We start from the raw sequence: 7,232 nt of genomic DNA on the forward strand, positions 1-7,232 counted from the left end.
CCTTACATCCGGAAGACGCCGTAGCCGCGCGCACCCTCGACCGGGGCGCTGTGCACGGCGGAGAGGCAGATGCCCAGTACGGTGCGGGTGTCGCGGGGGTCGATGACGCCGTCGTCGTACAGCCGCCCGGACAGGAACGCCGGCAGCGACTCGGCCTCGATCTGCTGCTCGACCATCGCGCGGATCGCCGCGTCCGCGTCCTCGTCGTACGGCTGCCCCTTGGCCGCCGCCGACTGCCGGGCCACGATCGACAGCACGCCGGCGAGCTGCTGCGGGCCCATCACGGCCGACTTGGCGCTCGGCCAGGCGAACAGGAAGCGCGGATCGAAGGCCCGGCCGCACATGCCGTAGTGGCCGGCGCCGTAGGAGGCGCCCATCAGCACCGAGATGTGCGGGACCCGGCTGTTGGCCACCGCGTTGATCATCATCGCACCGTGCTTGATGATGCCGCCCTGCTCGTACGCCTGACCGACCATGTAGCCGGTCGTGTTGTGCAGGAACAGCAGCGGGATGTCGCGCTGGTTGGCGAGCTGGATGAACTGCGCCGCCTTCTGCGACTCGGCGCTGAACAGCACGCCCTGGGCGTTGGCCAGGACGCCGACCGGGTAGCCGTGCACGGTGGCCCAGCCGGTCGCCAGGCTGGTGCCGTAGAGCGGCTTGAACTCGTCGAAGTCGGAGCCGTCGACGATCCGGGCGATCACCTCGCGCGGGTCGAACGGCACCTTGAGGTCGCCGGGGACGATGCCCAGCAGCTCGTCCTCGTCGTACTTCGGCGCCTCGACGAGCCCGGCGGGCGCGGGTCCCGACTTGGTCCAGTTCAGGCGGCGGACCACCCGGCGGGCCAGCCGGCAGGCGTCCGGCTCGTCCAGCGCGAAGTGGTCGGCCAGCCCGGAGGTGCGGGCGTGCATCTCGGCGCCGCCGAGCGACTCGTCGTCGGACTCCTCGCCGGTGGCCATCTTCACCAGCGGCGGGCCGCCGAGGAAGACCTTGGCCCGCTCCTTGACCAGGATGGTGTGGTCGGACATCCCCGGGACGTACGCGCCGCCGGCGGTGGAGTTGCCGAACACCACCGCGACGGTGGGGATCCCGGCCGCCGAGAGCCGGGTCAGGTCGCGGAACAGCGCCCCGCCCGGGATGAAGATCTCCTTCTGGCTCGGCAGATCCGCGCCGCCGGACTCCACCAGGTTGACCAGCGGGAGGCGGTTGCGCAGCGCGATGTCGTTGGCGCGCAGCGCCTTGCGCAGGGTCCAGGGGTTGCTGGCGCCGCCGCGCACGGTGGCGTCGTTGGCGGTGATCACGCACTCGGTGCCCTCGATCACACCGATGCCGGCCACCATCCCCGCACCGACCGGGTACTCGCTGCCCCAGGCCGCGAGCGGGGAGAGTTCGAGGAACGGCGAGTCCGGGTCGACCAGCAGCTCGATCCGCTCGCGGGCCAGCAGTTTGCCCCGACCCCGGTGGCGCTCCACGTACTTGGGGCCGCCGCCGGCGAGCGCCTTGGCGTGCTCGGTGTCGAGGTCGGCCAGCCTGGCGAGCATCGCCTCACGGTTGGCACGGTGGTCGGGGGCCGCCGGGTCGAGGCGGCTGGGCAGCACGGTCACAGCAGGGCCTCCGGGATGTCGAGACGGCGGGCCCGCAGCCACTCGCCGAGGGCTTTGGCCTGCGGGTCGAAGCGGGCCTGGGCGGCGACTCCCTCGCCGAGCAGTCCCTCGACGGTGAAGTTCACCGCCCGCAGATGGGGCAGCAGGTGCCGGGTGACGGTCAAGTCGGCGGTTTCGGGCAGCAGTTCGCGCAGCAGGTCGGTGGTCAGGGTGTGCGCCAGCCAGCGCCAGCCCGCCTCGCTCCGGGCCCAGACGCCGAGGTTGGCGTCCCCGCCCTTGTCCCCGCTGCGGGCACCGGCCACCAGGCCGAGCGGAGCCCGGCGGGTGGGGCCGGGCGGCAGCGGCTCCGGCAGCGGCGGATCGGGCAGCGGCTCCACCTCCCGTACCGCCGGCGGCGGGGACACCGCGATCCGCAGGCCGTCGGGGGTCACCGCGGTGTGCTCGACGCTCTTCGCGTCCAGGAAGGCGGACTCGAACACCCCGTAGGGGCTGCCCGGCCCGGGCAGCGCCGCGAGGTGGAAGCCCGGGTAGCTGGCGAGGCCCAGTTCGACGGCGGCCGCGCTCAGGGACCGGCCGACCCTCTCGGCGTCCGGGTCGCGGACGGTGAGGTGGAGCAGCGCGGCGGCGGTCTGCTCGGTGTCCGCGTCCGGGCGGTCCGTCCGGGCCAGCGTCCAGCGCAGCTCGGCCGGCGGGTCGGTCAGCGCATCCGCCAACTGCCGTTGCACGAGCGCCGACTTGGCCTCGACGTCCAGGCCGGTCAGGACGAACACCACCTCGTTGCGCCAGCCGCCGAGCCGGTTCAGGCCGACCTTGACGGTGGGCGGTGGCGCCTCGCCGCGCACCCCGTCGATCCGGACCCGGTCCGGGCCGTCCTGGGTGAGCCGGACGGTGTCCAGCCGGGCCGTCACGTCCGGACCGGCGTAGCGGGCGCCGCCCGTCTCGTACAGCAGCTGTGCCGTGACGGTCTCGGTGGTGACCGCGCCGCCGGTGCCCGGGTGCTTGGTGATCACGCTGCTGCCGTCGGCGTGCAACTCCGCTACGGGGAAGCCCGGGTGGACGATGTCGTGCTCGGCGAAGAACGCGTAGTTGCCGCCGGTCGCCTGCGCGCCGCACTCCAGCACGTGCCCGGCGACCACCGCGCCCGCCAGTGCGTCCAGGTCCTGCGGCCCCCAGCCGAAGTGCGCGATGGCCGGGCCCACCACCAGCGCCGCGTCGGTGACACGGCCGGTCACCACGACGTCGGCGCCGGCGCGCAGGCACTCGGCGATGCCCTGCGCACCGAGGTAGGCGTTGGCCGCCAGCAGTCCGGGGCGCCCGAACTCGGCGGCCCGCGGCAGCAGATCGTCCCCCACCACCTGGCCGACCCGCAGCGGGATGCCCTGCCGCTCGGCCAACTCGGACAGCGCCTTGGCGAGTTGCGGCGGATTGAGACCGCCGGCGTTCACCACGATCCGGACGCCCCGCTCGACCGCGACACCCAGGCAGTCGCCCATCTGCCGCAGGAAGGTCCTGGCGTACCCGAGTTCGGGGTCGCGCAGTCTGTCCTTGGCCAGGATCAGCATCGTGAGCTCGGCCAGGTAGTCGCCGGTCAGGACGTCCAGCGGCCCCTCGGTGAGCATCTCCCGGAACGCACTGAACCTGTCGCCGTAGAACCCCGACGCGTTGCCGATCCTCAGCACCGCAAGCCTCCTTGCCGCCGATGTCGTGAGCAGCCTGGCAGCGGGCCGGAGATAAATCAAGCATGCATGCTTGTTTTTGGCTCAAGCTCTCGGTGCCGGCCCGCACGAGGTGTGACCGTCAGCGGTAGTTGGCGACGGTCGGCGATAGTTGGCGGCACGCCTGATCGACTACAGCCGGCGGCTTGTGACTCAGCAGGCTACTGAGGTTTTCGTTCTGTTGTCGGTGGTGACAGGTAGTGATCCCTGCGGTATGCCGGTGGTATGCGGTACGCGCAGGGTGGGGGTCTGACCGCTGAGCGGCGGGCATTTCGTGAACAGGTGCGACTGGAGGCCGGGGTCGGGTTCGAGGCGGGCGAGAAGACGTCGGTGATCGCCCGGGAGCTGCGGGTCAGCGAGCGGTCGGTGGAGCGTTGGCGGCGGGCCTGGCGCGAGGGCGGTGCGGATGCCCTGCGCTCGGCGGGTCCGGCGAGCGTGCCGAAGTTGTCGGCGGCCCAGTTCGCCGAATTGGAAGCGGAGTTGGGCAGGGGCCGGCCGCCCATGGCTTCGAGGACCAGCGCTGGACGCTGGTCCGGGTCCAGGCGGTGATCGGCCGACGGTTCCGGATGCCACTGTCGATCGCGACCGTGTGGCGGTTGCTGAGGCGGCACGGCTGGTCCTGGCAGGCCCCGGCCCGCCGGGCACTCGAGCGGGACGAGCGCGCCGTGGAGCCGTGGAAACAGGAGGTGCGGCCGCGGGTAAAAGCACCGCGGCGGCGCTCGGAGCCGGGGTCGTCTTCGAGGACGAGGCAGGATTCGCGACGACGCCGCCGCGCGCCCGCACCTGGGGCCGGCGCGGGCACACGCCTGTGGTCCGGGTCCGGGGACGTTCCCGGCGCCGGATCCCGGTGGCCGCGCTGTGCTGCTACAAGCCCGGCGAGCAGAGCAGGGTGATCTACCGGCCCCGCTTCCACATGCCGCTCAAGGGGAGCCGCAAAAGCTTCGCCTGGACCGATTACCGCGACCTTGCCGTCCGGGCACACATTCAGCTCGGCGGCCCGATCATCCTGGTCTGGGACAATCTCAACACTCACCTGGCCGTCGGCATGAAGCAGTACGCGGCGAAGCACGACTGGCTCACCGTCTTCCAACTGCCTCATACGCACCGGACCTCAATCCGGTCGAGGGCATCTGGTCACTCCTGCGTCTCGGCCCGACGGCGAACACCGCGTTCACCGATCCGGACCATCTCACCCGCACCCTCCGACGCGGACTGCGGCACATCCAACTTCGACCCGCCCTTATCGATGGATCCCTGGCCGGCACCGGCCTGCCACTCACCCCACCGACTCCACCCTGAAAGCCTCAGTAACGGTCGGGGTCGCCGTTCCAGAGGAACACGTGACTCCTGAAGCCAGCCCGTATCCGCGTTCGAGCGCCGGATCGGCGACCTTGCGGGCGGTGCCGATGTTCGTCTGACTGTCGGATCCCTCAGGCATCACCACCACCCGCCGACGTGGCAACGCCGCCTCCAGGACGAGATGGTCCACCTCGGCCAGATCCGCCTCCCAGGCGTCGGTGATGACGAACTTGAACCAGGCCCTGTCGGTGGCCACCAGGCTGGCGAGCTCGTCCGGCTTGATGCGCTTGGAAAGCCGGTTGCCGCTGGTGGCCAGCTCGGGCGACACGTTGTCCTGCGTGACGAGCGCGTCGAACTCTGCGAGGGGCGCGATGGTGCCGGCCGTTTCGATGTGGATCTCGTTGCCACAGCTGCACAGCTGCTCCAGCAGGGGCACGAGTGCCCGCCGCTGCATCATCGGCTCCCCACCGGAGACCACGATGGTCGTCGGCCGGTCCTCGACGTCCCAGAGCTTCCGCAGACGGCTCAGGACCTCGGCGGGCTCCATCTCCTTCTCACCGTACGCGGGCTCGTTGCGTTCGTACCGCTGCCCGCTGCGGGTCTTCGCCGCCTTCTCGGCCGTCACCGCCCAGGTGTAGGCGGCGTCGCACCACGTACACCCCAGGTTGCAGCCCCAGAGCCGCACGAAGAGACAGTGCCTCCCGTGCCCCAGGTCCTTGGCGAGCCGGCCTGCGAGTGCGCTCACCGGGCATCGACCGGGTGAGGACGCCGAGTGTGAGCAGAGCGAGCGCCGGCAGCACGGCGACGATGATTCCCATCGGCAAGGCGTCGGTGGCGCCACCCGCGCCGGCCAGCGGAGCAAGTGCCCCGCCGAACATGAACTGGCTGAAGCCGAGCAGAGCGGCGGCCGACCCGGCGTGTCCGCCGTGGTCGGCCAGGGCCTGGGCCGCGGCGTTCGGCATGACCAGGCCCACGCTGGAGACCAGGACGAACAGGCCGATCAGGAGCACGGGCAGGGGTGCCCGTGTCAGCACCGCGCCCAGGACCGTGGTGCCACCGGCTGTCGCGCCCAGCAGACCGGCGAGCAGCAGCACGCGGGCGCCGGCCCGGGCCACCAGCCGGCCGCTGATCTGGGCGGCCGCAATGAGTCCGGCGGCGTTGACGGCGAACACGGCGCTGTACTGCTGCGGTGACAGGCCGTGGATTTCCTGCAGGACGAACGGCGAGCCGGAGATGTAGGCGAACATCGCCGCGAAGACCAGGCCGTTGGCCAGGACGTACCCGGTGAAGATCCGGTCGCTGAGCAGCTGCCCGACGACAGCCAGCAGCGGCTGGCGTGACGTGGAGGGCCGGGTCTCCGGCAGTCCTGCGGCGGAGGCCGCCAGCATCACGGCGCCGAGCACGGCCAGGGCCACGAAGATTCCAGGCCAGGCCGTGACGCGCAGTAGCTGGCCGCCGAGGACCGGCGCGAACACCGGCGCCAGGCCGGTGATCAAGGTCAGTGCGGAGAAGAGACGTGCGGTGCGGGTTCCGGAGGTGCGGTCGCGGACCATGGCGTTGGCGATGACGATGCCGAACGCCCCGCCGACGCCCTGGACCAGGCGTAGGCCGACGAAGGTCCGGACGTCGGGTGCCACCGCGCAGAGCGCGCTGGCGATCGTGTAGAGGGCGAGGCCCGCCAGCAACGGACGCCGCCGGCCGTAGGTGTCGCTCAGCGGCCCGGCGATCAGCTGCCCGATGGCCAGCCCGGCCAGGCAGGCGGTGATGGTGAGCTGGGTGGCCGCGGCGCTGGCGCGCAGGTCGCCGGCGAGGTCCGGCAGTCCGGGCAGGTAGCCGTCGATGGACAGTGGTCCCAGGGCCACGAGCGCTGCGAGCAGGACGATGAATCGGGTGTGCCGGCCGGCGGCGTCGTTGCTCATGGCTCAGTACGCCACGGTGATGCGGCGGCGGATCGCGGTGCTGCTCTCGATCGTGTCGGCCAAGGCGATCGCGTAGTCGGCGTACGAGATGCGGCTGTTGCCGTCGTCGTCGGTGAGCAGGGTGTCCCCGGCGCTGCGGTAGGCCCCGGTCCGCTCGCCCGCTCCGATGACCGCGGCGGGCGACACGTACGTCCAGTCGAGGTCGTGCACGCCGCGGTAGAGGTCGAGCGCTTCGGACTGGGCCTCGGCGTTGGCCTTCCACAGCGCGGGGAAGTCCGGGTCGTCCATGACCCGGGCGCCGGTCGGCGTGCGCAGGCTACCGGCACCGCCGATGGTGACCAGGCGGGTGACGCCGGCTCGGCGGAGTCCGTCGATCAGCGCACGGGCGGCACCGACGATCGTGGCGCGGTCGTTCTCCTGGCCGATCCGGGGGCCGACGGCCGACAGTACGGCGTCGTGGGAGGCGGCGAGGCCGGCGACCGCGGCGGCGTCTGTGACGTCACCGGTGGTCACGGTCAGGGCCTTGTGCTCGAGGCCGTCGACGTGGCCGGCTCGGGTGACCGCGGTGACGGTGTGGCCGCGGCGCAGGAGTTCCTCGGTGGTGGGCCGGCCGATGTTGCCGCTGGCACCGAACAGGACGATCTTCATGTGTTGCTCCTTGTTTCTGATGGTCACAGGACGGGCTGGCCGTCGGCGAT

5 protein-coding genes and 2 pseudogenes are annotated in these 7,232 nt (G+C 71.7%); 2 read left to right on the forward strand and 5 right to left on the reverse strand.

Going from position 1 to position 7,232, the window contains the following annotated elements; genetic code table 11:
- Positions 1-2: 2 nt before the first annotated feature.
- Together ACIOFR_RS10810 and ACIOFR_RS10815 are read right to left on the reverse strand one after the other, a co-directional pair.
- Entirely contained in the window at positions 3-1,601 is a 1,599-nt protein-coding gene (locus ACIOFR_RS10810; protein ID WP_400994702.1) for an acyl-CoA carboxylase subunit beta, read from the reverse strand.
- On the reverse strand, positions 1,598-3,280 hold the full coding sequence (locus tag ACIOFR_RS10815) for an acyclic terpene utilization AtuA family protein (protein WP_400994704.1): 1,683 nt from the start codon (positions 3,278-3,280) through the stop codon (positions 1,598-1,600). Before ACIOFR_RS10815 ends, ACIOFR_RS10810 begins: the two co-directional genes overlap by 4 nt.
- Before the next feature lie 261 nt (positions 3,281-3,541).
- Here ACIOFR_RS10815 and ACIOFR_RS10820 point away from each other — a divergent pair.
- Together ACIOFR_RS10820 and ACIOFR_RS10825 are read left to right on the forward strand one after the other, a co-directional pair.
- Positions 3,542-4,077: pseudogene (locus tag ACIOFR_RS10820) on the forward strand (winged helix-turn-helix domain-containing protein); the annotation flags it as partial.
- Positions 3,990-4,615 (forward strand): annotated as a pseudogene (locus ACIOFR_RS10825) (transposase). The pseudogenes ACIOFR_RS10820 and ACIOFR_RS10825, both read left to right, overlap by 88 nt.
- On the opposite strand, the gene ACIOFR_RS10830 reads toward ACIOFR_RS10825, so the two are convergent.
- Genes ACIOFR_RS10830 through ACIOFR_RS10840 form a run of 3 tightly spaced genes read right to left on the reverse strand, consistent with a single transcriptional unit; the run spans position 4,593 to position 7,182 of the window.
- Positions 4,593-5,279: a hypothetical protein gene (locus ACIOFR_RS10830; RefSeq protein ID WP_400994730.1), complete on the reverse strand. Its 687-nt coding sequence runs from the start codon at positions 5,277-5,279 to the stop codon at positions 4,593-4,595. The pseudogene ACIOFR_RS10825 and the gene ACIOFR_RS10830 sit on opposite strands and share 23 nt — an antisense overlap.
- Entirely contained in the window at positions 5,170-6,534 is a 1,365-nt protein-coding gene (locus ACIOFR_RS10835; RefSeq protein WP_400994706.1) for a multidrug effflux MFS transporter, read from the reverse strand. Before ACIOFR_RS10835 ends, ACIOFR_RS10830 begins: the two co-directional genes overlap by 110 nt.
- 3 nt (positions 6,535-6,537) lie before the next feature.
- Positions 6,538-7,182 (reverse strand): NAD(P)-dependent oxidoreductase, encoded by a 645-nt coding sequence (locus ACIOFR_RS10840; protein WP_400994709.1) that lies wholly within the window; start codon positions 7,180-7,182, stop codon positions 6,538-6,540.
- Positions 7,183-7,232 lie beyond the last annotated feature (50 nt).

The organism is Kitasatospora sp. NPDC088346 (genome assembly GCF_044740765.1).
Lineage (GTDB): Bacteria > Actinomycetota > Actinomycetes > Streptomycetales > Streptomycetaceae > Kitasatospora.